General features: G+C 66.0%; 24 protein-coding genes and 1 tRNA gene. 7 read left to right on the top strand and 18 right to left on the bottom strand.

Going from position 1 to position 23,238, the window contains the following annotated elements:
- Nucleotides 1–45 precede the first annotated feature (45 nt).
- On the bottom strand, nucleotides 46–723 hold the full coding sequence (locus tag D5041_RS13210) for a cytochrome b/b6 domain-containing protein (RefSeq protein WP_010106703.1): 678 nt from the start codon (nucleotides 721–723) through the stop codon (nucleotides 46–48).
- Between the two features lie 163 nt (nucleotides 724–886).
- Here D5041_RS13210 and D5041_RS13205 point away from each other — a divergent pair, with 163 nt between their 5' ends.
- Nucleotides 887–1,342, top strand: coding sequence for a c-type cytochrome (locus D5041_RS13205; RefSeq protein WP_010106704.1), 456 nt, complete (start codon nucleotides 887–889; stop codon nucleotides 1,340–1,342).
- 93 nt (nucleotides 1,343–1,435) lie between these two features.
- Nucleotides 1,436–2,332, top strand: coding sequence for a DMT family transporter (locus D5041_RS13200; protein WP_265281170.1), 897 nt, complete (start codon nucleotides 1,436–1,438; stop codon nucleotides 2,330–2,332).
- Nucleotides 2,333–2,335: 3 nt separating this feature from the next.
- Here the strand turns inward: D5041_RS13200 and D5041_RS13195 are convergent, their stop codons facing one another.
- Nucleotides 2,336–2,983 (bottom strand): DedA family protein, encoded by a 648-nt coding sequence (locus D5041_RS13195; protein WP_265257685.1) that lies wholly within the window; start codon nucleotides 2,981–2,983, stop codon nucleotides 2,336–2,338.
- Nucleotides 2,984–3,112: 129 nt separating this feature from the next.
- Here D5041_RS13195 and mutL point away from each other — a divergent pair, with 129 nt between their 5' ends.
- Together mutL and D5041_RS13185 are read left to right on the top strand one after the other, a co-directional pair.
- Nucleotides 3,113–5,074, top strand: coding sequence for a DNA mismatch repair endonuclease MutL (mutL, locus tag D5041_RS13190; protein WP_265285092.1), 1,962 nt, complete (start codon nucleotides 3,113–3,115; stop codon nucleotides 5,072–5,074).
- A gap of 132 nt (nucleotides 5,075–5,206) precedes the next feature.
- Nucleotides 5,207–6,430 carry a HAMP domain-containing sensor histidine kinase gene (locus D5041_RS13185; protein WP_010101177.1) on the top strand — a complete coding sequence of 408 codons (1,224 nt, stop codon included), beginning with the start codon at nucleotides 5,207–5,209 and terminating at the stop codon, nucleotides 6,428–6,430.
- 2 nt (nucleotides 6,431–6,432) lie between these two features.
- On the opposite strand, the gene D5041_RS13180 is transcribed toward D5041_RS13185, so the two are convergent.
- From D5041_RS13180 to D5041_RS13155, 6 genes are all read right to left on the bottom strand, one after another.
- A complete protein-coding gene (locus D5041_RS13180; protein WP_010101175.1) occupies nucleotides 6,433–7,407 on the bottom strand; it encodes a glycosyltransferase in 975 nt (324 codons plus the stop codon).
- A 180-nt stretch (nucleotides 7,408–7,587) separates the two neighbouring features.
- On the bottom strand, nucleotides 7,588–8,838 hold the full coding sequence (locus D5041_RS13175; RefSeq protein WP_265285091.1) for an O-antigen ligase family protein: 1,251 nt from the start codon (nucleotides 8,836–8,838) through the stop codon (nucleotides 7,588–7,590).
- Nucleotides 8,838–9,650 (bottom strand): glycosyltransferase family 2 protein, encoded by an 813-nt coding sequence (locus D5041_RS13170; RefSeq protein WP_010101172.1) that lies wholly within the window; start codon nucleotides 9,648–9,650, stop codon nucleotides 8,838–8,840. The genes D5041_RS13175 and D5041_RS13170 overlap by 1 nt, the downstream gene beginning before the upstream one ends.
- 3 nt (nucleotides 9,651–9,653) lie before the next feature.
- Nucleotides 9,654–9,860, bottom strand: coding sequence for a zinc-finger domain-containing protein (locus tag D5041_RS13165; protein ID WP_010101171.1), 207 nt, complete (start codon nucleotides 9,858–9,860; stop codon nucleotides 9,654–9,656).
- A gap of 4 nt (nucleotides 9,861–9,864) precedes the next feature.
- A complete protein-coding gene (locus tag D5041_RS13160; protein ID WP_010101170.1) occupies nucleotides 9,865–10,803 on the bottom strand; it encodes a branched-chain amino acid transaminase in 939 nt (312 codons plus the stop codon).
- The gene (locus D5041_RS13155; RefSeq protein WP_265284904.1) at nucleotides 10,769–11,260 is read right to left on the bottom strand and encodes a hypothetical protein; all 492 of its coding nucleotides are present in this window, start codon (nucleotides 11,258–11,260) and stop codon (nucleotides 10,769–10,771) included. The genes D5041_RS13160 and D5041_RS13155 overlap by 35 nt, the downstream gene beginning before the upstream one ends.
- A 114-nt stretch (nucleotides 11,261–11,374) precedes the next feature.
- On the opposite strand from D5041_RS13155, the gene D5041_RS13150 reads away from it, so the two are divergent.
- Entirely contained in the window at nucleotides 11,375–12,286 is a 912-nt protein-coding gene (locus D5041_RS13150) for an AEC family transporter (RefSeq protein ID WP_265281925.1), read from the top strand.
- 28 nt (nucleotides 12,287–12,314) lie between these two features.
- Here the strand turns inward: D5041_RS13150 and D5041_RS13145 are convergent, their stop codons facing one another.
- The 6 genes from D5041_RS13145 to D5041_RS13120 form a co-directional block, all read right to left on the bottom strand.
- Nucleotides 12,315–12,722: a PaaI family thioesterase gene (locus D5041_RS13145; RefSeq protein ID WP_010101167.1), complete on the bottom strand. Its 408-nt coding sequence runs from the start codon at nucleotides 12,720–12,722 to the stop codon at nucleotides 12,315–12,317.
- 75 nt (nucleotides 12,723–12,797) lie between these two features.
- On the bottom strand, nucleotides 12,798–14,267 hold the full coding sequence (locus tag D5041_RS13140; RefSeq protein ID WP_010101165.1) for a DegQ family serine endoprotease: 1,470 nt from the start codon (nucleotides 14,265–14,267) through the stop codon (nucleotides 12,798–12,800).
- A gap of 181 nt (nucleotides 14,268–14,448) precedes the next feature.
- Nucleotides 14,449–15,468 carry a MucB/RseB family sigma factor regulatory protein gene (locus D5041_RS13135; RefSeq protein ID WP_265285090.1) on the bottom strand — a complete coding sequence of 340 codons (1,020 nt, stop codon included), beginning with the start codon at nucleotides 15,466–15,468 and terminating at the stop codon, nucleotides 14,449–14,451.
- Nucleotides 15,469–15,566: 98 nt separating this feature from the next.
- Nucleotides 15,567–16,229 carry a sigma-E factor negative regulatory protein gene (locus D5041_RS13130; protein ID WP_265284903.1) on the bottom strand — a complete coding sequence of 221 codons (663 nt, stop codon included), beginning with the start codon at nucleotides 16,227–16,229 and terminating at the stop codon, nucleotides 15,567–15,569.
- A gap of 9 nt (nucleotides 16,230–16,238) precedes the next feature.
- Nucleotides 16,239–16,865, bottom strand: coding sequence for an RNA polymerase sigma factor RpoE (gene rpoE, locus D5041_RS13125; protein WP_265257101.1), 627 nt, complete (start codon nucleotides 16,863–16,865; stop codon nucleotides 16,239–16,241).
- Between the two features lie 13 nt (nucleotides 16,866–16,878).
- Nucleotides 16,879–17,388, bottom strand: a complete 510-nt coding sequence (locus D5041_RS13120; protein WP_010101161.1) for a hypothetical protein — start codon at nucleotides 17,386–17,388, stop codon at nucleotides 16,879–16,881.
- Between the two features lie 155 nt (nucleotides 17,389–17,543).
- Here D5041_RS13120 and D5041_RS13115 point away from each other — a divergent pair.
- Nucleotides 17,544–17,617 (top strand) — tRNA-Gly (locus D5041_RS13115).
- Nucleotides 17,618–17,675: 58 nt separating this feature from the next.
- Here D5041_RS13115 and D5041_RS13110 read toward each other — a convergent pair.
- From D5041_RS13110 to yihA, 3 genes are read right to left on the bottom strand one after another with little or no spacing between them, the layout of a single operon-like run.
- Nucleotides 17,676–18,764 carry an AI-2E family transporter gene (locus D5041_RS13110; protein ID WP_265284902.1) on the bottom strand — a complete coding sequence of 363 codons (1,089 nt, stop codon included), beginning with the start codon at nucleotides 18,762–18,764 and terminating at the stop codon, nucleotides 17,676–17,678.
- A 34-nt stretch (nucleotides 18,765–18,798) separates the two neighbouring features.
- A complete protein-coding gene (gene purM, locus D5041_RS13105) occupies nucleotides 18,799–19,842 on the bottom strand; it encodes a phosphoribosylformylglycinamidine cyclo-ligase (protein WP_265284901.1) in 1,044 nt (347 codons plus the stop codon).
- Nucleotides 19,843–19,892: 50 nt separating this feature from the next.
- Nucleotides 19,893–20,582 carry a ribosome biogenesis GTP-binding protein YihA/YsxC gene (gene yihA / locus D5041_RS13100; RefSeq protein WP_265281178.1) on the bottom strand — a complete coding sequence of 230 codons (690 nt, stop codon included), beginning with the start codon at nucleotides 20,580–20,582 and terminating at the stop codon, nucleotides 19,893–19,895.
- 71 nt (nucleotides 20,583–20,653) lie between these two features.
- Between yihA and D5041_RS13095 the strand changes: the two genes are divergently transcribed.
- Complete coding sequence (locus D5041_RS13095; RefSeq protein WP_029554087.1) at nucleotides 20,654–21,283, top strand: c-type cytochrome; 630 nt, start codon at nucleotides 20,654–20,656, stop codon at nucleotides 21,281–21,283.
- A gap of 16 nt (nucleotides 21,284–21,299) precedes the next feature.
- Here D5041_RS13095 and D5041_RS13090 read toward each other — a convergent pair whose 3' ends face one another.
- Nucleotides 21,300–23,213, bottom strand: coding sequence for a transglutaminase domain-containing protein (locus D5041_RS13090; RefSeq protein ID WP_265284900.1), 1,914 nt, complete (start codon nucleotides 23,211–23,213; stop codon nucleotides 21,300–21,302).
- Nucleotides 23,214–23,238 lie beyond the last annotated feature (25 nt).

The following is a 23,238-nucleotide window of genomic DNA, read 5'->3' as shown; positions in this document are numbered from 1 at the left end:
ACGCAGGGGGTAGAAACGACGCAGGCCGCAGTGTAGCGAGTTCGGTCAAAACCCTGTTACCGCAAGGGATGACACCCACCACGAGAGCGCGCCACTGAGGGCCAGCAACAGCAGCGCCGCAAGCCGGCTGACGGCGTCGTCGCGCGCCGGCTGCGCGGGCGTGCCGAGCAGCTTGTCTCCATCGAACATGGGTTTGACCAATTGTTGCCCGCGCACCCGCACGTAGAACACGATGGCCAGCACGTGCAGGGCCACCAGCCCGAGCAGCAGGTACTGGCCGATGTCCTTGTGGTAGCGCGTTGCCTGGTCGACCAGCGCGTTCGGGACGAAGCGCGTGAGGGAGCCTGAGAAGGCGATCTCGTCATCGCTGAACAAGCCGCTTGCAACCTGCGCCAGCAGCACCGCCAGCAAGGCAAAGACCGACAGGGCACCCAGCGGACTGTGGCCGATTCCGTCCTCGGGATGGGGTTTGCCGCGCAGGTAGCGCAGCAAGCGCGCCGGCGAATACAGGAAGGCCGTGAAGCGCGACCAGCGCCCGCCGACCAAGCCCCAGACGATGCGAAACACCAGCAGGGCCAGCACCGCATGCCCGATGCGCAGGTGCCATACCATGGCGTTGCCGCCCAGCTTGGCCGTGATGACCAGTGCCACGACGCCGGCAACCAGTGCCCAGTGAAAGATGCGGGTCGGAAGATCCCAGATGCGTACAGTGTGCTGCGCCATGGTGCTACAAGGGCGAATGTGCCCGCATTATGCAAGAGACGGGCCCGGAAAAATCGGCCCGCAGCGCAACCACCATCAAATCGCTACACTCCCCCGGCGCGCAAAAGTGTATAAAAAGCGTGCATTCCTGTCCTGTCCATCCCCCACGCAAAAGGAAGTCCCCATGAAAGCATCTATTGCTCTGACCCTGGCTGCCACGACCCTGGTCCTCAGCGCCCCGGCTTCTGCCCAGTTCGCCAAAACCGAGGACGCGATCAAATACCGCCAGGGCGCGCTCTTCGTGATGGGCCAGCATTTTGGTCGCATCGGGGCGATGGTCAACGGACGCATGCCCTTCGACGCCAAGGAGGCGCAAGACAGCGCCGACGTGGTGGCGTATATGGCCAAGCTTCCATGGGTCGCCTTCGGTCCGGGCACCAACAAGGGCGCCCCCACCAAGGCCCGGCCAGGCGTCTGGACCGAGCAGGCCAAGTTCAGGGAACACGCCGAAAAGCTCGGACCCGAAACCGTCAAACTCGCCGCCGCCGCGAAAACGGGTGATCTGGACACCCTCAAGGCCGCGTTTGGCGCCACGGCAGACAGTTGCAAGTCATGCCACGACAGCTTCCTCGCCAAGTAAGGGGGTGCCGCGCACGCCCCGGCGCCGAGCAACTGCTCGACCTGCACCACCGGGCGCACGCGGCCTGCTCGGTCAAGAGCTAGCAGGAAGGCCATGTGGCGCACCCCTTCGTCAAAGACTGCGCTTGCATCCGGCTTTGTCATCCTGTGCTGGGCTTATTCGCCGATCGGCATCCGCATCGGTTTGCAAAGCTATGAGCCAGGGCACCTCGCGCTCCTGCGCTTTCTCATTGCTTCGGCCTTCATGGGCTTGGTTGCCGGAGTGCACCGCATCGCGCTGCCTCGAACCAGGGACCTGCCCTTGCTCGTGGCGCTTGGCTTCTTCGCCGTTGCCTTGCACCATGTGGCGCTGAACCACGGTCAGCGGAGCGTCAGCGCGGGGGCGGCGAGTGTGCTGGCGCAGTCCACCCCCATCTTCAGTGCGCTCATCGCCCGCTGCTTTCTGAACGAAAAAATCACGCTGTGGCGCTGGGGCTGCGTCGCCTTGGGCTTGGCGGGAGCCGTGACCGTCATCGCCGGTGACCGGGTGTTCGGGGGGTTCCAAGCCCGGGGACTTCTGGTTTTGCTGGCGGCGTTCGCATGGAGCGTCTATTTCGTTCTCCAAAAGAGACATGCGGGACGCTACAGTGCCTTGACCATGGTCTGCTACACCGTCTGGTCGGGTACCGCGCTGCTTTGCATTTATCTGCCGGGGCTGGCCGGCGAGGTGGCCCGGGCCCCGATGCGTGTGAATGCGGCCGTCCTGCTGCTCGGTGTCCTTCCCAGCGCCCTCGCCTATCTGGCCTGGGCCTACGTTCTGTCGCGGATCGACGTCAGCCGGGCGTCGATGGCGCTGTACCTGGTCCCGCCGACGGCCATGCTCATGGCCTCGATGGTCCTGGGCGAGAAGACTTCGCCGATGGTGCTGCTCGGCGCTGCGATCGTCATTGCCAGTGTCGTGGCCCTGAACTTTGAGCGGCGCGGCGAACCGTTGCCGTCGCGCAGACCCTGAAGATCAGACCGCCTTGGCCCGCCGCCCGGAACGCCAGGCGCCAAGGATCGCGATCAGGCCGGGGACGAGGAGGAGGACCCAGATGATCTTGTCCAGGTTCTCCCGGACCCAGGCAAGCCTGCCGAAAAAGTAGCCCGCAGTGCACAGGCCCAGCACCCAGAGCAGGGCACCGCAGACGTTGAACAGGCTGAAGCGGGCCCGACCCATCTGCGCCACACCGGCGACAAAAGGTGCAAAGGTGCGAACAAAGGGCATGAAGCGCGCAACGACGATGGTCACGCCGCCGTAACGCGCGTAGAACCCGTGCGCCTGCTCGAACGCACGGCGGTTGAACCAGCGCGAATCCTCCCACCGGAACACCTTGGGCCCCAGGAAGCGGCCGATCGTGTAATTGCACTGATCGCCCAAAATGGCTGCGAGCAGCAGCACCGTGCAGGCCAGCGGAAAATGCAGCATGCCCGCGCCGCACAGCGCGCCGACGACGAAGAGCAGCGAATCGCCCGGCAAGAAGGGCATGAGCAGCACACCGGTTTCCACAAAGACGATCAGGAACAGCAGCGCGTACACCCAGGCACCGTAGGTCTGCACAAAGGTTTCGAGGTAGCTGTCAACGTGCAGGATGAAGTCGAGCAGAAAAGCGGCAAGTTCCATGAACAGACCGGCGCGCAGCCGGGCATTGAAAGAGCAGCGCGCATTATCCCCATCGCCCGCTCGCCACCCTCCCCTGCACCGCCTGCACCCTAGAATCCGCGGGTGAACGACGACACCCTCCCCTGCCTCGTGGCGGCGCAACCCGCCGCCCCCCCCACTGCCACTACCGCCACCGCCCGCCGCCCCATCCGCGACCTGCCCGACGAGCTCATCAGCCAGATCGCCGCCGGCGAGGTGGTCGAGCGCCCGGCGTCGGTGGTGCGCGAGTTGGTGGACAACGCGCTGGACGCGGGGGCCACGCAGATCAGCGTGCGCCTGTCGGCCGGCGGGGTGCGGCTGATCACGGTGGAAGACGATGGCAGCGGCATTCCGCAAGATGAGCTGCACGTGGCGCTGCGCCGCCACGCCACGAGCAAGATCACGAACCTGAACGAGCTCGAGACGGTGGCCACCATGGGCTTTCGCGGCGAGGCCCTGGCGGCCATTGCCGCGGTGTCGGACATGGCGCTGCTCTCGCGCCCGGCGGCGCAGGAGAATGCCTATGCACTCGACGCGCGCAGCGGCGTGCTGCGCCCTGTGGCCCGCAGTCCGGGAACCACGGTGGAGGTCAAGGAACTGTTCTTCTCCACCCCCGCGCGCCGCAAATTCCTCAAAACCGACGCGACCGAGTTGGCGCACTGCATCGAGTCGGTGCGCCGCCACGCGCTGGCGCGGCCCGACGTGGGCTTTGCCGTCTGGCACGAGGGCCGGCTCGTGGAGCAATGGCGCGCCACCTTCGTTCCCGGCCAGGGCGATTCCCGCGACGCGCTGGCGCGCCGCCTGTCCGACGTGCTGGGCGCAGATTTCGTGGCGCAGTCCGTGGCGCTGCAGCACCGCGCGGGCCCGGTCACCGTAACCGGTCGCGCCGGCCTGCCCGACACCGCGCGCGCACGCGCCGACCACCAGTACTGCTACGTGAACGGCCGCTTCGTGCGCGACAAGGTGCTCAGCCACGCGGCACGCAGCGCCTACGAGGACCTGCTGCACGGCCACAAGCAGCCCGTGTACGCGCTGTACGTGGAGATCGACCCGGCCCGCGTGGACGTGAACGTGCACCCCACCAAGATCGAGGTGCGCTTTCGGGACAGCCGCGAAGTGCACCAGGCCGTGCGCCACGCGCTGGAAAACGCGCTGGCCGTGCCGCGCGCCGCGGCACTGGGCGCGGCGGACACCCCGGCAGCAACGCAGCCAGGCGGCGCCGGGAATGTCCCGCCCCGGCGGCCCCCGGTGCAGCCGTGGCAATCGTGGCAAGCACAGACCGCCATTCCATTGGAAGAACGCGGCCACCTGGTGGCGGATATGCAGGCCCTGTGGGGGTCCGGGAAAGATCCCGTGCGCGCTGCGCCGCGCACCTTCGACCCGGCGCCACAGCCCGCACCGGACGCCGCCACGCCCCTCGGGATCCGGGCGACCGCTCCCCCGCCCCCGGCGATCGACCCGGCAGAGCATGCGCCCCAGCAACCCGCCTGGCCGCTGGGGCGCGCGCTGGCCCAACTCCAGGGCGTCTACATCCTGGCCGAAAACGCCCAGGGCCTGGTGATCGTGGACATGCACGCCGCGCACGAGCGCATCGTCTACGAGCGCCTCAAGGCGCAGGTGGACAGCGGCGCAGGCCTTGCCAGCCAGACCCTGCTGGTCCCCGCCACTTTCGCTGCCACGCCGCAGGAAGTGGCCACGGCCGAGGAGTCGGCAGAGGCACTGAGCACGCTGGGCCTGGAGGTGGTTCCCTTCTCGCCCAAGACCCTGGCGGTGCGCGCCGTACCCGGCCCGCTGGCGCAGGGCGACGTGGTGGAACTGGCGCGCAGCGTGCTCGCGGAACTCGCCGCGCACGACGCCAGCAGCGTGGTGCAACGCGCGCGCAACGAGATTCTGGCCAGCATGGCCTGCCATGGCGCGGTGCGCGCCAACCGGCGCCTGACCCTCGACGAAATGAACGCCTTGCTGCGCCAGATGGAAGGCACCGACCGCTCCGACCAGTGCAATCATGGCCGCCCCACTTGGCGGCAGCTGACACTGAAAGAGTTGGACGCGCTGTTCCTGCGCGGGCGTTAGTAGTTGATATCTTGGCGCTCATGGCAAGGCGCGCAAAGGGGCCTGAACTGCTGCCCCGGGCACGAAAGCGTCGGGTGCACTGCGTGCAGCTATTTACCGGCCGGGGCATCATTGGGGAAATCCGTTCAAGCCATGCCACTGCCCAACCCCTTCACCCTCTTTTCGCGCCGCCTGTACCTGCGCATCTGGCTTGCCATGGTCGGCAGCATGGCGCTGCTCATGCTGGCCGCCGCGGGCTTGGTTTGCTGGCGCATTGCGCGCAACGCGCAGCCCTTCGTTCCCCCGGCGCGCGAAGTGCTGCTGCGCGACCCTGCGGGCGAGTTGCTGCTGCGCGGTCAGGCGACACGCCTGCCCGGCGCGCCGGGAGAGGACGTCGCATTCCGCATCGAGTCGGACACGGGCCAGTCTTTCACGCTGCAAATAGCCCCGCGCAGCGAGCACGGTGACCGGCCCGGCGCGCCGAACCGGAGCCCCGCCGCTTTCTGGACGCACTCCTTCGATTTCCTGTGGCCGCTGGGATTCGTCAGCCTGCTCATGGCCGTGGGGGTGTATCCCGTGATCCGCCGCCTGACGCTGCGGCTCGAGGCATTGCAGCGCAGCGTGCAGAAGTTCGGCGAAGGGGACCTGTCCGTGCGCGTGTCCGAGCAGGGACGCGACGAGGTCGCAGACCTCGCGCACCAGTTCAATGCCGCGGCCGAGCGCGTGGAAACGCTCATCGCAGCGCACAAATCGCTGCTCGCCAACGCCTCGCATGAGTTGCGCTCACCCCTGACCCGCATGCGCATCGGTCTGGAACTGATGGGCGGCGAGCGGCCTTCGCCCGCGTTGCGCGAGGAGATCCTGCGCAGCATTTCCGAACTCGATCAGTTGGTCGACGAAATCCTGCTGACCAGCCGCCTGAACGCGCGCGAGGCCGACGTGGGCACCATGGAACCCGTGGACCTGATCGGCCTGACGGCCGAGGAATGCGCGCGCGTGGACGCCCGCCTGGACGCAGCCGACCCGCTGGAAGTACGCGGCATCGCCAAGCTGCTGCGTCGGGCGCTGCGCAACCTGCTGGAGAACGCGCGCCGCTACAGCACCGGCCCGATCACCGTGGTGCTCCAGCGCCACCCGGACTACGCCGAAGTGCGCGTGTGCGACCGGGGCCCGGGCGTTCCCGCGAACCAGCGCGGCCGCATCTTCGAGCCCTTCTACCGCCTGCCGGGCACGAGCGAGCGCGAGGGCGGCGTGGGTCTGGGCCTGGCCCTGGTGCGCTCGATCGCCACGCGCCACAGCGGCGCCGTGCACTGCGAGGCCCACGCAGGCGGTGGCGCCTGCTTTGTCCTGCGCCTGCCGCTGCACCCGAGCGGCTGAGTTCAGTCCATCCAGGGCAGGGCGCGCGCCGGATCCTGGATCACGGGATGCCGCGTGTGGATGCTCTCGCCCGCGAGCACGCGCTCGTACAGACGCAGGTAGTCGCGCGCCATGCGCCGGGCCCCGAAATGCTCGAGCACGTGCGCGTGGCACGCGCGGGGGTCGAAGCGGTTGTCGCGCACGGCCTCGGCGAGCACCCGGGCCTGCGCCGACAGCACACCGCAGTGCAGCGGGACCAGTTCGGGCAGGGAGCCGTAGGGCGTGGAAAACACCGGGCAGCCGAAATACAGGCTTTCGATGACGGCCAGCCCGAACGGCTCATGCCAGCGCACCGGAAGGATCAGCCCGCGCGACATATTCAGCAGGAGCGTCTTCCTGGCGCCGCCCACCATGCCATGAAAGTGCACGCTGCGCGACAGCGTCCAGCGAAAACCGCGGCGAAAGCTGATGCGCGTGCCGCCGAGCACGTCCAGGTCCACTCCGGCGAACCTGGCCACGCGGATCGCCCCGCGCACGTTCTTCACGCCCCATGCGGCCTTGCCCAGGAAGTGATGGCGCGGGCGCGGGCAGTCGAAGTCCACCGGGCCGTAGCTGTCCCAGTCCAGCCCGTTGTAGACGAATTCGGTGGAACCATGGCGCGCCGCATGGTTGCGCGAGAGGAACACCGTGTTCAGCGGCAGCGGCCGCAGCTTGCGCGCGTTGCCATGCTCGGTCATCAGATGCGGCCGCTCGACCCCGGTGCGCGGGTGGAACTGGAAATGCGCGATGTCCACGTCGGCGGGAATCTGCCCGTCCCACGGCGCGTCCGGCCGGATCAGCAGCACCTGCCCAAATTCGCAGTGCGAACCTTGGGGTACCAAGTAGCTCACGCGGTGGCCCAATTGCACCAGCGTCCTGCCCAGGTCCCAGATTACGCGCTCGGTGCCGCCGTAGCCGTAGACCGGAATCGGGGCGTTGTTCACCAGCAGGACGTGCATTGCGAAAGTCTGTCGTCAAAGGGGATCGTGGAGCGTGCTATTACCCAGAAATGACGACACATAAAACTTCGCCTTTCTCACCATGGATGCGTTGCAACTCCTCGCGAAGCATGCAGTATATACACGGTTCATGCCCTGTCATGCATCCAAACGCAAAATTTTCATTTTGTGCCGATACTTTCAGGCAATGACACCCGTCCTGCGGACCTGTCGCCGGTGCAGGGCGGCCAGCAGCAGCGGGCACATGAAGAGGTAGAAGACGTTGCCGCTGTTGTGCGCCAGGAAGACCTGCGTGAGCCCGAAGCCGATGTACGACAGCGGCAGCAGCACCCCTGCGAGGCACAGCGACAGGGATTGCCTGTCCATGTTTCCCGTCGCATCCCGGATGCGCGCGGCCGTGGGCCAGAACAGCGCCAGCGGTACGCCGTAGAACCCCATCAGCACCAGCACACCGAAGAGCCCCCGCTTGACGAACAGGTCCAGGAATTCGTTGTGCGCATGGCCGTAATCGAGCACGGAGGGGGGCGCCAGCCCGGCCGCCACGCGGCGCGCCTTCTCTTGCATGTAGCCTGCCCGGCCCCAGCCGATGAACGGCCGATCCCGGCCCATCTCCCAGGCCAGACGCCAATGCGCCAGCCGTTGCCCGACGGAGTTGCTGCTTTCGCCGCTCTCCTGGTAGGTCTGCACCTCCTGGCGCGCTATGCCCACGCGCTCCTTCACGCCCGGCAGTTGCGTCAGTGCCGCAGCCACGAGCACCAGGGCGCACAGGCCCCCGTACACCCACCGCTGCCCGGTGGTGCGCACCAGCAACCATGCGCCCACCGGCAGCAGCAGCGCGAGCGCCAGCCAGCCTCCGCGCGACTGGGAAAGCAAGGAACCGGCCCCGCCGAGCAGCACTGCGGATACCAGCAACAGACGCTGCCACGGCAGCCAGCGCGGCCATTGCACCCCGAGCACCAAGCCGCTCATGAGCGCGAGCAGCATGCTCAGATTGCCGTACTGGATCGCGTTGGTAAAGCCGTTGGCACGCGGCAGGTCCAGCACCTGGGTCTGGAAAAACCCGAACAGCCCGCTGCCGATGGAACCCAGCGCAACCCCCGTCCACAACCAGCTGGCACGGGGCGCGAAGGCCATCAGATAGAAGATGCAGGGCAGCACCAGCAGGTACTTGGCGGGGCGATCCAGGCTGCCCCAGCCCCAGGCCACGCCCACATCCAGCAGCCACAGCGCGGCCATTGCGCAGAACGCGGCCGCCAGCCAGCATGCGGCGCGCGGCGCGCGGCGGCGGCACCACACCGGGACGCTGACCAGGGCAGCGAGCAGCAGCAGGGCGGCGCCAAAGGAGTAGCCCGAGGGCAGCCACAGCGCCAGCCCGGGCAGCATGCAGGCGCCGCAGTTCGCGCAGCGCCCGAACCAGCGGTGCGCGCGCATCAACGGATCACCCGGCCCGTCAGGTGGTCGCGGTCGTAGCGCAGCGCGGCGTAGCGCAGAAAACCTTCCAGCGCCACGAACAGGCAGTACAGAAACCCCGCCCCGCCGCACAGAAAGCCCAGGCGGAACACGTACAGGCGCAGGAACATGGCCCCTCCCGACGCCAGGCCACGCAGCACGCCGCCGCGCTGGCCCATTTCGGCGCGCTTGGCGGCGCCGAGCATGGCGTACTGGGTGAGCTTCTCCAGACTGCCCCGCACCGTGCTGCGGGAATGGTGCAGCAGCCGCTCCCGGATGCGGCGGCGCGGCACGGCGCCGCCGCCGGGCAGCGGGTGGAGCCGAGCCTGCTCGTGCACCACGCCGGTGTATTCCTTGAGCAGCGCACGCACGAACAGGCGTTCGATCTGCGACTGCGAGCGGAAATACTTCAGTTCGCACCCATACGCCAGCATGCGCCAGCGGATGCTCCACACCGCCTGCTCGCCCGAGCGCACGATGGCCTGCAACTCCTGCGCAAAGGCTGGCGTCATGACTTCATCGGCGTCGAGGAAGAAGACATAGTCGCCGCGCGCGTGCGCGAGCAAGCGGTTGCGTTGCACGGCGAAGCCCTGCCAGTCGGGGTAGCTATGGACCTCGGCCCCCAGGCCACGGGCCATGGCGACGGTGCCGTCCTGGCTGCCGCTGTCAACGACCAGGAGTTGGTCCGCAAACGCGGCGCTGCGCAGGCAGGCTTCGATGCGCTGCGCCTCGTTGTGCGCCAGCACTGCAACGGTCAACGTGGGCAGCGCCGCGCCGTCGGCAACGACGGACATCGGTCAATGACCTGACTGCGCAGGCTCGCCCGCCTTCAGGCGGAACACCGTTGCACAGTAAGGGCACTGGGCCTGGCCCGTGCGCGCAAGGTCCAGATACACCCGGGGGTGGTTGTTCCACAGCGGCATTCCAGCCTCGGGGCGGGGGCAGAAAACACCGCCCTGCGCGTTCAGTTCCCGGGCAGACAGTTCGACGATGGTTTGCGCCATGGCGTCAGACCTTGCTGAGCCAGTGGGCGTATTTTGGATTGCGACCGTTGACGATGTCGAAGAATGCGCTCTGGATTTTTTCGGTGATCGGGCCCCGGCTGCCGCTGCCGATTCCGATGCGATCGAGTTCGCGGATCGGGGTCACCTCGGCCGCCGTGCCGGTGAAGAAGGCTTCGTCGGCGATGTAGACCTCGTCGCGCGTGATGCGCTTTGGGACGATGTCCAGCCCCAGGTCCCGGGCGATGTGGAACACCGTGTCGCGCGTGATGCCATTGAGCGCTCCGGCCGACAGGTCGGGCGTGTAGATCACGCCTTTCTTGACGATGAAGATGTTCTCGCCCGCGCCTTCGGACACGAAGCCGCAGCTGTCGAGCAGCAGCGCCTCGTCGTAGCCATCGTCCAGCGCCTCCATGTTCGCAAGGATGGAATTCGTGTAGTTGCTCACCGCCTTGGCCTGCGTCAGCGTGATGTTCACGTGGTGCCGCGTGTAGCTGCTGGTTTTCACGCGGATGCCGCGTTGCAGGCCCTCCTCGCCCAGGTAGGCGCCCCAGGCCCAGGCCGCCACCATGAGGTGGATCTGGTTGCCCTTGGGGGAGACGCCGAGTTTTTGCGAGCCGATCCAGGTCAGCGGGCGCAGGTAGCACGACTGGAGCTTGTTTGCGCGCACCACGGCCAGCTGCGCCGCGTGCACTTCGTCGTGGGTGAACGGGATCTGCATGCGCAGGATCTTGGCGCTGTTGAAGAGGCGCTCGGTATGCTCCTGCAGGCGGAAGATGGCCGTGCCGTTGACCGTGTCGTAGGCGCGCAGTCCTTCGAAGGCACCGCAACCGTAGTGCAGGGTGTGGGTCAGCACATGGATCTTGGCGTCGCGCCAGTCGAGCATCTGCCCGTCCATCCAAATCTTGCCATCACGATCGGCCATCGAAGGAACTACGGGGCTCATGGGCATCCTTTGCTTGTTGTGGGTTATCAGAGCGGGATTCTACGGGGCTCGGGTCGGACTCTGCTCCGCCCTCGGGGCGGAACAGGGTCCACTGCACCAGCTTGCCGTCGCGGAACGTGCAGGTCACGTGCGACTGGCTGCCGTCGGTCCAGCGGTAGCGCTGCGGTTGCGCGTCCGCGTCCGACAACTGCTCGCCCAGGGCCTGCGTCAGCGCAACCACGTGCATCAGATTCATGCCCTTGGCGAGCCGGGCATTGAGCATGACGGTGCTTCCCACATACCCGATGGGGCGGCGGGCGGCCCTGTGCATCACGCCCACGAGCCGCGTGAAATGCAGCAGGCCCCACATGACGAGCCCTCCGACAACGGCCAGCACCCCCGCCCAGCCAGAGGTCGCAAAACCAAAACCAATCAGCCCCACCGCGCCCAGCGGCACCAGGATATTGCGCAAGTTCATGCGCTATATTGTGTCGCCAGTCAGCATGACCTGTGAGACACATATCAGCTTTCGTAATGACCACCGGGCGGAGAAAGGCACGCTGCACCGGATCGGGCGCGCCGCATGACAAGCATGCTCTTCATTGGCGCCTGTCTGCTCCTGGGCATGCTGCTGGCGCACCGCAGGGCGGTGCCCGAGAACTTCACCGCCAGCCTGAATGCGCTGGCGATCCAGGTGGCGCTTCCCGCGCTCGTGCTGCGCAGTCTGCACGCGCTGCCGCTCGATGGCCGCGTGCTGCTGCCCTTTTGCATGCCTTGGGCCGTCTTCATCATCAGCGCCATCGCCGTGCGTTGCGCCGCAGCCCTCTGGCCGATGGATGGTCCGAGCAGGGCTTGCCTGACCCTGCTCTGCGGCACCGGGAACACGTCGATCATCGGCATTCCACTGGTCGCGACCTATTTGGGGGCGGATGCCATCGGGCTGGCGGTCGTGGCAGACCAATCCAATTTCATCGTGATGTGCACCCTGGGCATGTGGTCCGTGGCAGCGGGTAGCGGCAAGCGCGGGAGCCTGCGCGCGATGGCGCAGCGCATGCTGCACTACCCGCCCCAGCAGGCGATGCTGCTCGCCCTGATTCTGCGCCCCTGGTCGTTTCCGGACTGGCTGGATCAGGGACTGGCCGCCCTCGGGGCCTTGCTGACCCCCATAGCCGTCATCTCGGTGGGCGCCGGCCTCTTGCAGCAACGCACGGATGCACCCCGTAGCGGCCTGTTCGTCCAGGGGATGGTCATCAAACTCCTGCTGGTTCCGGCATGCATCTTCGGTCTCTACGGGTTGCTCGGCTCCTGCGGTTCTCCCGCCTTCCCGGTTTCCGTGTTGCAGTCTGCGATGCCGCCCATGATCGTTGCCGGACTGATTGCCGTGGATCAGAACCTCAATCCCGCGCTCGCCATGCGCCTGCTCGCGCTGGGTATTCCCATATCTTTTATTTCAACTTTTGGCTGGAGCCTGCTGTTGGGAAGCGCCGGGGGAGCCGGACCATGAACGACGCCTTGCGCCCCGAAGAGGGGCGTCAGTTCGCGGGAACAATCGTCCCCTGGGCCAGGGCGCAGAGTTTCTCGACACCCGAGTCCACAGCGAAGACTTCGCATTGGCAGATCGCAAGCCGCTTGCCGGTGCTCCGGGTTTGCGCTCTGGCCACGAGGCGGTCACCCACGCCGGGCCGGAGGTAGTTGATCTTGAACTCCACGGTCAGCGCATTGCCACCGAGCGCCAATCCCCCCGCGAAGGTGATGGCGTTATCCGCCAAGTAGCTGATGACGCCTCCATGGGCGTAGCCATGCTGCTGCTTGTGATGGTCTTTGATGACCAGGGTCAGTTCGGCGGAGTCGCTGGACGACGCGGTCAATTCTGCACCGATGAAGAGGCTGAACGGCTGGCTGTCGAACACTTGGCGAGCAAACTTCTGGGTATCGTTCACGGACGTCCTCTTTCATCGAAAAATGGGGATCGGGTCATGCGCGCCCCATCCCCCTGCACACCGCATGGCCCCGATTCAACGGCCGGGACGGATCAGCGCGTACTGCGCCCATTCCCCGCGCCGGTACAGCAGGTTGATGGGCTTGCTCTTGTCCGCCTTGGCAAGCACGGATTCAAATTCCTTGACCCCCGAAACCTCGGTGTTGGCGATGGACAGGATGATGTCCCCTTCGCGCAGACCGGCACGGGCGGCGGCGTCCGCGGCGCTGGCCACCACCACCCCGCCCTTGAGCTTGAGGTCCTTCTTTTGCGCTTCGGTCAAATCCGCAACCGACAAGCCGATTTGCTGCGCCGCGGCTGAGGCCTTGGGCTTTTCCACGCGTCCGACCACCTTGGCGGAAAGTTTGTCGGGCTCGACTTCTGCAATGGTGATGCTCAGATCGCGCGCAGCACCGCGGCGGAATATCGTCACCGTGCTCTTGCTGCCGGGCTTGGTATTGCCGACCAGCCGCGGCAGGTCCGCCACCTTCTCGATGGGCTTGCCGTCGAAGCGCGTGATGATGTCGCCCGCCTCCATTCCCGCCTTGTCGGCTGGCGATCCGGCTTCCACACTCGAGATCAATGCGCCCTGCGGCTTGCCCAGGCCGATCGACTCTGCCACGTCCCGGGTCACGGGGCCGATCTGTACGCCGATGCGGCCGCGCGTGACACGACCCGACGTGCGCAGCTGCTCGCTCACGCGGATCGCTTCGTCCATGGGAATCGCGAACGAAATGCCCATGAATCCGCCCGAACGCGAATAGATCTGGCTGTTGATGCCCACGACCTCGCCACGCATATTGATCAGCGGCCCCCCGGAGTTGCCCGGGTTGATGGCGACGTCGGTCTGGATGAATGGCAGGTAATCGCCCGTTTCCCGCTGCTTGGCGCTCACGATGCCTGCGGTCACGGTGCTCTCCAGGCCGAATGGCGAGCCAATCGCCATGACCCACTCGCCAACGCGCAGGCGGCTCACATCCCCGACCTTCACGGCAGGCAGGCCGGTCGCATCGATTTTGACCACCGCCACGTCGGTGCGCTTGTCTGCGCCAATGATCTTGGCCTTGAACTCGCGCTTGTCCGCGAGTGTGACGATGACCTCGTCGGCACCCTCGACCACGTGGGCATTGGTCATCAGGAATCCGTCCGGGGTCAGGATGAACCCCGATCCGACGCCCCGCGGCACCTCCTCTTCCTGCTGCTGCGGCTGCTGGGGTCGCGATGGACGCGGCATGCCCGGAATGGGTACGCCAAAGCGCCGGAAGAATTCGAGCATTTCCTCGTCCATGCCGTTGGCATTGGGACGGGTCGAGACTTTTTCCGCCGTGCGGATGTTCACCACCGACGGACCCACCTGGTCCACCAGATCCGTGAAGTCCGGCAGGCCACGCACCGCAGTAGCCGGCTGAGCCAGTGCGGCGTGGGGCATGAGCACTGCGCTCGCGACCCCGGAAAACAAGCACGCGAACGCAACTGAGCGCAGCGCATTCCGATTGAACTTCGGCATTCATCGACCTTTCGTGGGTTGTGAAAAATGGGGGGCATCCATGGTGTGTAGCTGTGAAGGGTATGCCGCCAAATGGTTCCCGCACCGGGCAATCTTTTTATGCCTTTCCATGCACCTTGCGTGCAAGCGCCCGATCATACTGTGCCGAAACACCGCATTGGCGCCGTATCGGGCATGCCGCTCAGCGCGCGCGCTCCAGTTGCCCGACGAAGAGACGCAGTGTTTGCAGCGGGACCTCGCCCACGGCAGTGACCCATGCATCGGGCAGTACCCGCTGGGCCAGGAACTGCGTCGCGCCCCTGCTGGATGCCTGAGGCTGCGCCGGGTGCTGCTGCGGATCAAAGGACTCCAGGAAAAGGGACACGGAGGCCAGGCCATCGGAATAGAGGCACTGCAAAGCGGTTTGCGCAGCGTCCGTCGCAGAGACGGCGTGCCGGCGGCAGCTGACGGGAACGAACCCGGCGACTGGCTGGCGCAGTGTCCAGCCCTCGGCCTCGGCGGTGGTTGGCACCGCCGCCGTCGGTGCAACGACCTGGTAGCCCGCGGTCGCGTCCATCGAGCGCGCCATCTGATCCACCCGAACCAGGGCGTTCAAATCCAGTTCCGAAAACGCTGCCTGCTCCAGGATCTGCCCGTCCGCGCCCAGCGTTTGCCGTTTCACGAGCAAGCCGGTATCGCGCTCGCTCCACAGGCGGTAGCCAAAGCGCAACGCGTCCAGGGGCCTGAACCACACCACGTCCGCGACGAGTCCCGCCACCCGCTCCTGCCCCACCAGGCGCGGCGCGTAAAACCGGGCGATCGACGTGCCGCTGGGCACGGGGGCTCGGGGAAACCTTCCGGATTCTTCCCGGCGGTCGGTGCGCACGGTCCGCGACTGCGGCAGGAATGTCCGCACCTCGCCATTGCGCCGAAAAACGGTGCGCGGCGTGCCGCTCAGGGCATCGACCCGTTCCATCTGCCGCTGCCCGTCGCAGGCATGCCAGATGCGCGCGCTGGACATCGCTCCGGTGGCCGACAGCACGACGAAGGTGCCTGCATACGAGCGGTTGCAGGGGGCACCGCGCACGCGCTCGATCCACTGCGCCATATCGCGCTCGGCTGACACGAGGGCTGGCTCACCCGGGGAGCGCGCAGCGCTGTCGGCCTGCGGGGCCGCCGCCAGGAGCGAGGAAAAACCGAGGCCAGCGGCCGCCAGCAGCATGCGCAGCCCCGCGGAAGATTGCACACAGGCTCTTGTCACGGCGTTCATCACGCAAGACCTCTCAATCAGCCAGGAGTGCGCCCCTCTCTCTCAGCGCCTCAGTGGCCGGAGGTTTCAAACGTTGCATTGCGCAAGAAGTCGGCGGGCATCTGCAATGCCGACATGCTGCCAAACTGCTTGTGCGCGGCAAGCAATTCGTCCAGGCGTGGATCGCGCACCATGAGTTGCTGCCCCTGGGAATCGGCCTGCACCACGGTGGGTTCCTCCTGGACGGACGCTGCGCGCCCGGGCACGAGCGCCAACCGGGCGCCGCCGGATGCGCCCGCTCCCTGCCAACTGACGAGCGCGGCCCAGCCGATCGCCACGGCCGCCGCCAGCGACGCGCAGCCCGCGAGCACCTTCCAGCGGAAAACGGCGGCATTCGCTGCGGATGACAGCGCAGGAGCCAGCACGCCCAGTTGCACAGGATTCTGCGGCCGCGCAGGGGGCGCCTCTTGGGCCAAGCGATTGCGCAGCCGCGACATGAACGCAGGGTTTGCGGGCTGCGCCAAATCTGCGGAGCGCAGCGCGTCGCCCACCAGGTGGTAGAGCGCCCACGTTGCTCGCCCCTCTCCGGTCTCGGCCGCGAATGCCAGGGTCGCCGCGAGTTCTTCCCCTTCGAGTCGCCCATCCGCCAGCGCAGACAGGCACTCGCGCCGATGCCCATCATCCACCATGGCGTCCCCTGCCAACCCGTTGATACCTGTTTCCGCCTTGCTCATTGCATCACCTCACCACCGTTTGCCCGACTGGTATTCGAGCAAGGGGCGCACTTTGGCCGAAATGGCTTCACGCGCCCGGAATATCCGGGACCGCACCGTGCCAATGGGGCAATCCATGGCAAGCGCGATCTCCTCGTAGCTCAGCCCTTCGATTTCACGCAAGCTCACAGCCTGGCGCAGTTCGTCGGACAGGGCCTCCAGGGCCGCGTTCACGGCTTGCGCAATCTCTCGGGCAGCGAGTACGGTTTCGGGGGTTTCGTCGCTGATTGGTTCGTGCCCGGCGCGGGAAGTTTCCTCCTCGTCCTCATTGCCTCGCAGGGCATTCTCGAAGACGAGCGGATTGCGCCGCATGTCCACCAGCGCCTTCTTCGCCGTGTTCACGGCAATGCGGTAGAGCCACGTGTAGAACTGCGCGTCCCCCCGGAACTGGTGGAGCGCGCGGTAGGCCCGGATGAATGTCTCCTGGGCAATGTCCTGGGTGAGATCGGCGTCGCGCACCAGGCGACCAATAAGCCGCTCGATGCGGCGTTGGTACTTGATGACCAATAACTCGTAGGCCCGCTGATCCCCTGCCACCGTGCGCTCGACCAGTTGGAAATCGTCGTCTTCGGAAGGAGGAGGCGGGATGACAGTCATGGATACTCAGGACTCAGGACTCACGCCCCACACGGCTGCCGGCCGCAGCGGTTTCGTCAGCGTTGCCAGCGTCCGGGCTGGCGCGCGAATATACCGCACGGCGCAGGTCCATCCAGCGCTCCGGCTGCCAGGAACGCTCCAGCCAGAGCCAGATGCGAGAGCGCCCCACGGGGGACACGCAGACCCACAGCTGCGTTTGCATGTCCAGCAGGACTTCGGGCGGCCCTTCGAGCGGCCAGGAGCGGCCCCGGGGCGTCAGTTCCTCCAGCGCCCAGGCCTGCCCGTCCCAGCGCATGGCCCCTGAGAATTGGTCGTGCCAGAAATGCCATGCGCCCGCCACGGCCAGCAGCCACAGGCAGCCAGCGGCAAGCGTCAGCCCCCATGAAGACCCGGCCCCCAGAAGGACCCAGCCAGCAAGGACCGCCGCACCGGTCAGCAACGAGAACGCGAGTACCCGGCCCAGGACAGCGCTGCGCTGCAAGGGATACTGCACGGGCGGAGGGCGGCGCGCGAGCCGGGTCATGCCATCTCACTGACTGCGGCCCGTTGCCGCTCCCGGGAAATTTTGCGCAGCATGGGGCCTATTGTGCACAGCGCAGCCGGGGGGTCCTGAGGACGCTGGGGGCCGATCCCATAGAATGGCGGCCATCGGCCCGCGCAATCCAGGGGCCCCGGAATGCGGGTGTAGTTCAATGGCAGAACGGCAGCTTCCCAAGCTGCATACGAGGGTTCGATCCCCTTCACCCGCTCCAATCGGCTGGCATGCGGCGGGCCAAACTTTCCGACTACTCCATGCAGCTTGGCGCAGCCCTACACCAGCTGCGCCGCCATCAGTTCTTTCTTGAAGTAGGCGTAGAACAGCGGCGCCGCCACGAGTCCGGCGGGACCGAAAACGGCCTCGGCCACGAACATCACGCTGAGCAGTTCCCACACCTGCATCTGCGTGCGGCGACCGACCACCCGGGCATTGATCAGGTATTCGGCCTTGTGGATGAGGATCAGAAAACCCAGGCAAACCGCAGCCGCCAAGGGCGCCACCGACAGCCCGACGAGGGTGATCACCGCGTTGCACACCAGATTGCCGACGATGGGCACCAGGCCCGCGACGAAGGTGAACATGACGAGCATGGGCGTATAGGGCAGGCGCAGGCCCCACAGGGGCAAAATGAACAGCAGGAACACCCCCGTGAGCAAGGTGTTGAACGCGGCGATCCAGAACTGCGCCGCGACGATCTGGTGGAAGGCCTCGCCAAACAGGCAGATGCGCCGTTCGATCTGCTGCGTCAGCGGGCCCCGCCGCAGGGCCGGCGGGCGCACGGCGGCGAGCGCACCAATCAGCAGACCCACGTAGGCAAACAACGCGCCGGCGAGCCAGGCACGCCCCGCGATGGCCAGCGCGCCGGCCTTGGCGCCCAGGTAGCTGGCGATGATGCGCTGGATGTCGGCAACGCCTTCGGGCAGGTGGGCGGCAACGTCCGCGGGCAGTTTCAGCCGCAGTTCGAGCACCGTGCGCGCCATGTAGCGAAGCAGTTCCTGGTATTGCTCCGGCGCGTGCACCAGGTAGCCGCGTGATTGCGTCAGGCCCGCGGCCAACAGCGCCAGCGGCAGCAGCATCACCAGGCTGGCCGCGGCAATCTGCGCCGCGCGCACGCTCCGGGGCGAGGCCATGGCCTGGCGCCGCACGCGCGCCAGACCCAGGGCAAACCAGCGCGCGAGCGTGCGCGTGAGCAGGAATCCCAGACACACGCAGAGCAGACCGGGCAGCAGGCCGCGCCACATGACCAGCAGCAGCGTCGCTGCCACCAGCAGGTAGCTGGTCAGGGCGACTCCCCGGCTCGGGGCGTGCGCCGGCTCAGGCCGCGTTGCCCCCGGAGGATCAGGGGAAGGATGCTGGAGCATGCGCCAAGCCAAGGTATGGCGGGAGGGACGCGAATCAGGCCACGCGCACCGCGGCACCCGCGCCGCGCGCGAGCACCGTGCCGATCGCATGCACCTGCTCCCCCGCGGCGCGCAGCGTGGCGGCCGTGGCGTCAGCGTGCGCGGCATCGACGAGCACCACCATGCCGATGCCGTTGTTGAAGGTACGGAGCATCTCGGTGTCGTCGATTCCGGCGGTCTCCTGCAACCAGGAAAACAGCTCGCTGCGGGGCCAACTGCCCCGCTGGAGTTGGACCGCCATGCCCTCGGGCAGCACACGGGGAATGTTCTCCAGCAGGCCGCCGCCGGTGATGTGCGCCAGCGCCCTGATGGGGTGCGCGGCCAGCGCCGCCAGCACGCTCTTCGCATACAGGCGCGTGGGCTCCATGACGGCCTGCCTGAAGGGCTTGCCATCAAGCATTTCAGGAGCGGATGCACCGGCACGCTCGATGCACTTGCGCACCAGGCTGAAACCGTTGGAATGCACGCCGTGGCTGGCCAGTCCCAGCACCTTGTCGCCGGGCTGCACGTTCTGGCCGGTCAGGATCCGGGATTTTTCGACGACGCCCACGGCAAAGCCGGCCAGGTCGTACTCGCCGGCAGGGTACATGCCGGGCATCTCCGCGGTTTCACCGCCGATCAGCGCGCAGCCGCAGAGCGAGCAGCCCCGGGCAATGCCGCCGATCACGGCCGCGGCCGTTTCCACGTCGAGCCGACCACAGGCGAAGTAATCGAGAAAGAACAGCGGCTCGGCACCCTGCACGAGCAGGTCGTTCACGCTCATGGCGACCAGATCGATTCCCACGCCGTCGTGCATGTTCCATTCGAACGCCAGCCGGAGCTTGGTGCCCACGCCGTCGGTGCCCGAGACCAGCACGGGCTCCCGGTAGCGCCGGGGTAGCTCGAACAGCGCGCCAAAACCGCCAATGCCCGCCAGCACCCCCTCGCGCAAGGTCTTTTTGGCCAGAGGCTTGATGCGCTCGACCAAGGCGTCGCCCGCGTCGATGTCAACGCCGGCGTCTTTGTACGAGATCGGGGGAAGGGGGGCCGAGGAACTCATCGGTGCTGTGCTGCGGATAGCCCCGCGCGGCGGACTGGAATCCGGGGATTCTAAGGCGCACCGGGCGCGGCGGACCGCACCGGGTGGGCCCATTGCCACAGCAGCCAGGCGACCTCCTCGACCCCTTGTTTTTTGAGCGCCGAGAACATCATCACCTCGCCGCCGCCGGCTTGCAGCCGCGTGATCGACAACACCTTGGCCTGCTCGGCGCGCGTGAGTTTGTCCGCCTTGGTCAGGACGATGAGGAACTTCAGGCCCTGCTGTACGCGCGGGCGCAGCACGTCGAGCAGGGCCTCGTCCAGCCCGGTCAGGCCCAGGCGGGGGTCGCAGAGCAGCACGATGCCGGTGAGCCCCGGCCGGCTGACCAGGTAATTCACCATCACCTGCTGCCAGCGCAGCTTGTCCGCGCGCGGCACCGCGGCGTAGCCGTAACCGGGCAGGTCGGCCAGCACCGCGTCCGTCACGCCCTGCTTGCCCAGCGAAAACAGATTGATGTGCTGCGTGCGCCCCGGTTTCCTGGACGCGAACGCCAGCTGTTTTTGCTGCGTGAGCACGTTGATGCAGGTGGATTTGCCCGCGTTCGAGCGGCCGACGAAGGCGATTTCGGGAACGCCGACGGACGGCAGCTGATCCAGCTGCGCGGACGTGCTCAGAAACTTGGCGGTGTGCATCCAGCCCAGGGCGATCCTGGCGTCGGCTGCGGAGGGGCCGGCAACGGGTGCGGCGGTGAATGTCGTCATGGAAGGTCCGGATGCGCGGGAGCCGCATTGTAGAATCGCAGAGTTTTGCGCACACAGACAACACCCCCGATATGAAGCTGCTCGCATCCTTGCTGACGGCTGCCGCATTGGCAGCGCCCGTTTTCCCGGCCCTGGCCGCGGGCCCGGCGCCCCAGGCGGCAAAGCCGGATCTCGCCAAGGGCGAGGCCAGCTTTGCGGCAGTGTGCGCGGCCTGCCACGGAGCGGATGGCAACGCGGTGATCGCTGCCAACCCCACGCTGGCGCAGCAGCATCCCGAATACCTGCTCAAACAGTTGCAAGAGTTCAAGTCCGGCAAGCGCAACGAGGCCGTGATGAAGGGCTTCGCCAGCGCCCTGTCGGATGAGGACATGCGCAACATGGCCTACTGGCTGGGCTCCCGGCCCGCCAAGGCGGGTTTCGCAAGGAACAAGGAACTGCTCGCGCTGGGCGAGCGCATCTACCGCGGCGGCATCGCCGAGCGCCAGATCGCGGCCTGCGCCGGCTGCCATAGCCCCAACGGCGCCGGCATCCCGGCGCAGTACCCGCGTCTGTCGGGCCAGCACGCCGACTACACGGCGGCGCAACTGAACCTGTTTCGCAGCGGCGCGCGCGCCAACAACCCCCAGATGGCCCAGGTGGCGGCCAAGCTCAACGACAAGGAAATCAAGGCCGTTGCGGATTACATTGCCGGCCTGCGCTGAATTTTCCGCGCCTTCTTCAATTCCGGGTAAACAGCACGCTGCTGCGCAGATGCCGCCATATTTTTGACAAAGCGGGTTGTCGTGCGGCATGCTCCTGCGGGCTGCAAGTGTGGGTTGCCCGGTCCTGCGCGTAGTCGCGCCATCCCGTTATTTGCTGCCCTTTTGTTTCGAGCATTTGCTCAAAACGAATGCCTTCCGGGGTGCTGATTTTCATTGATCCTGGCGCGCGCAAAATATGAAAATCGTCGGCAAAGCGCAGCGTGAACTCCTCCCTGATGGCATGGGGCGTGCACGCCAGGGCATGCTGGCGCTTGTCAGGACTGACATTGCCCAGATTTGAAAGAATATAGACCCCCACAGAATCCACCGTCGGGTTCGCCGGGATGGCACCGGCCTCGGGATCGGGCAAGAGATCGCGCACATCCGCCGTGATGCGCAAATCCTGCCACCGCCTGTCTGTTTGCAGCGGAGAAAACTGCATTTTGCCTGTTCCACGAACACCGCTTTCATTGAGCCAACGAGCCAGCGTGGCTTCGCGCATGTTTTCCGGAATTTGTCTCAAACGCTCTTGCAACCAGGAAGCCATGTGGCCCCAGGCCTCAATGTTCAGTTGCACCCGGGCCGATCCGTCTTTGAAAATCTGCCAATTGCTCTGTACCAGGGCGCGGTTGTCCTGGGCCTTGAACGAGGGTGTTCGAAGCAACTCGCTCGGGGCTTGCAGGCGTGCAAGCAGAGCCGGTTTGTCGCTGTCCGCATAGGGCAGCGCCCCCAAGGCAATCTGCGTGGCCGTCGTGTCGGTAAAAAGGTCCAATTCCGGAATATACACAATGCAATGATCGAACCAGGGCCCCGGCAAATCCGGCAGATCATGGTCTGCTTGCGATCGCAGCAATACCGGGTGCGCGGCAATGCATGCTGCGCGCAGCAAGGCAATCAGCAAAAGACTTTGGTCCTTGCAATCACCATAGCGGTTTTCCAATATCCAATCCAGATCGTGCGGAACCCAGCCACCCACCCCCAGGTAAACCGCGACATAGCGGATGTTCTGGCGCACCCAGGTGTGCAGTTTCCGCGCCTTGGCCGCAGCTTCCTTTTCATCACCCGTGATTTGAGCAGCCAGGGCCGTGATCCGGGAGTTGTCCACCAAACGCCCGGCAAAAGCCTGCGCAAAGGTTTGCCCGAATTGTTCCCAATGCTTCATGCTGGAAAACATCCAACAGGGGCGCGTCTGCTCGATGTTCAGCGCACCGCCGTCCAGCATGCTGGCCTTGGACGATCCCTTGATTTCCCACACCTGATTTTTCCCGGATTGGAACGACTCCAACGCCAGCTGATGTGCGCCGACCTGAAGGTCAAGTTCCTGCGGCGCCTCCACACGAATATAAATGTGCTCGAAGTTCACCACATGCGAAATCGATTCGCGTACAGCCTGCCAACCCGGTAACGGTGTTTTGAAATTTCTGCCCTTGAGTACCAGGCGCATGCGATCGCCTGCTTGCACATCGGGGAAGGTGATTTGCAATATTTCGCCCTCCGGCCAGCTAAAACCGACACCCGCTGCGGCCATACCTTTTTGCCGCTGTACTCCATCGCTGCGCACGGCGATGCTGCGGCCGTCCGCTTTCAGCGTATAGGCTTCCTGCAACTGCACGTCTTCCAGACCCGCATTGAACACCTGGGAATATTTTCCAATCACCAGCGCACCCTCGTTTGACAGTGCCTGGCGTTCAATCACAAGCTCCCAATCAAATGTCAGATCGGCTCGGATAAAAATCCGCTGCTCGTACTTCAGCACCGTGAAATGTGCAGCCTGGTTAAATCCCTGTGCACTGGACTGCTCTGTGCAAATGAACAGGCTTGACAATCCCATAAAACAGGACGTCAGGACCCGAAGGGACTGGCTGAAAGTATGGTTTGGCATTGGAATCATTTCTGTCTTAAAAAATCAGGTTGCA

Source organism: Verminephrobacter aporrectodeae subsp. tuberculatae (genome assembly GCF_026127385.1).
Taxonomy (GTDB): Bacteria; Pseudomonadota; Gammaproteobacteria; order Burkholderiales; family Burkholderiaceae_C; genus Acidovorax; species Acidovorax aporrectodeae.
The sequence above is the reverse complement of the archived record's forward strand: the minus strand, read 5'-3'. Positions and strand labels throughout refer to the sequence as shown.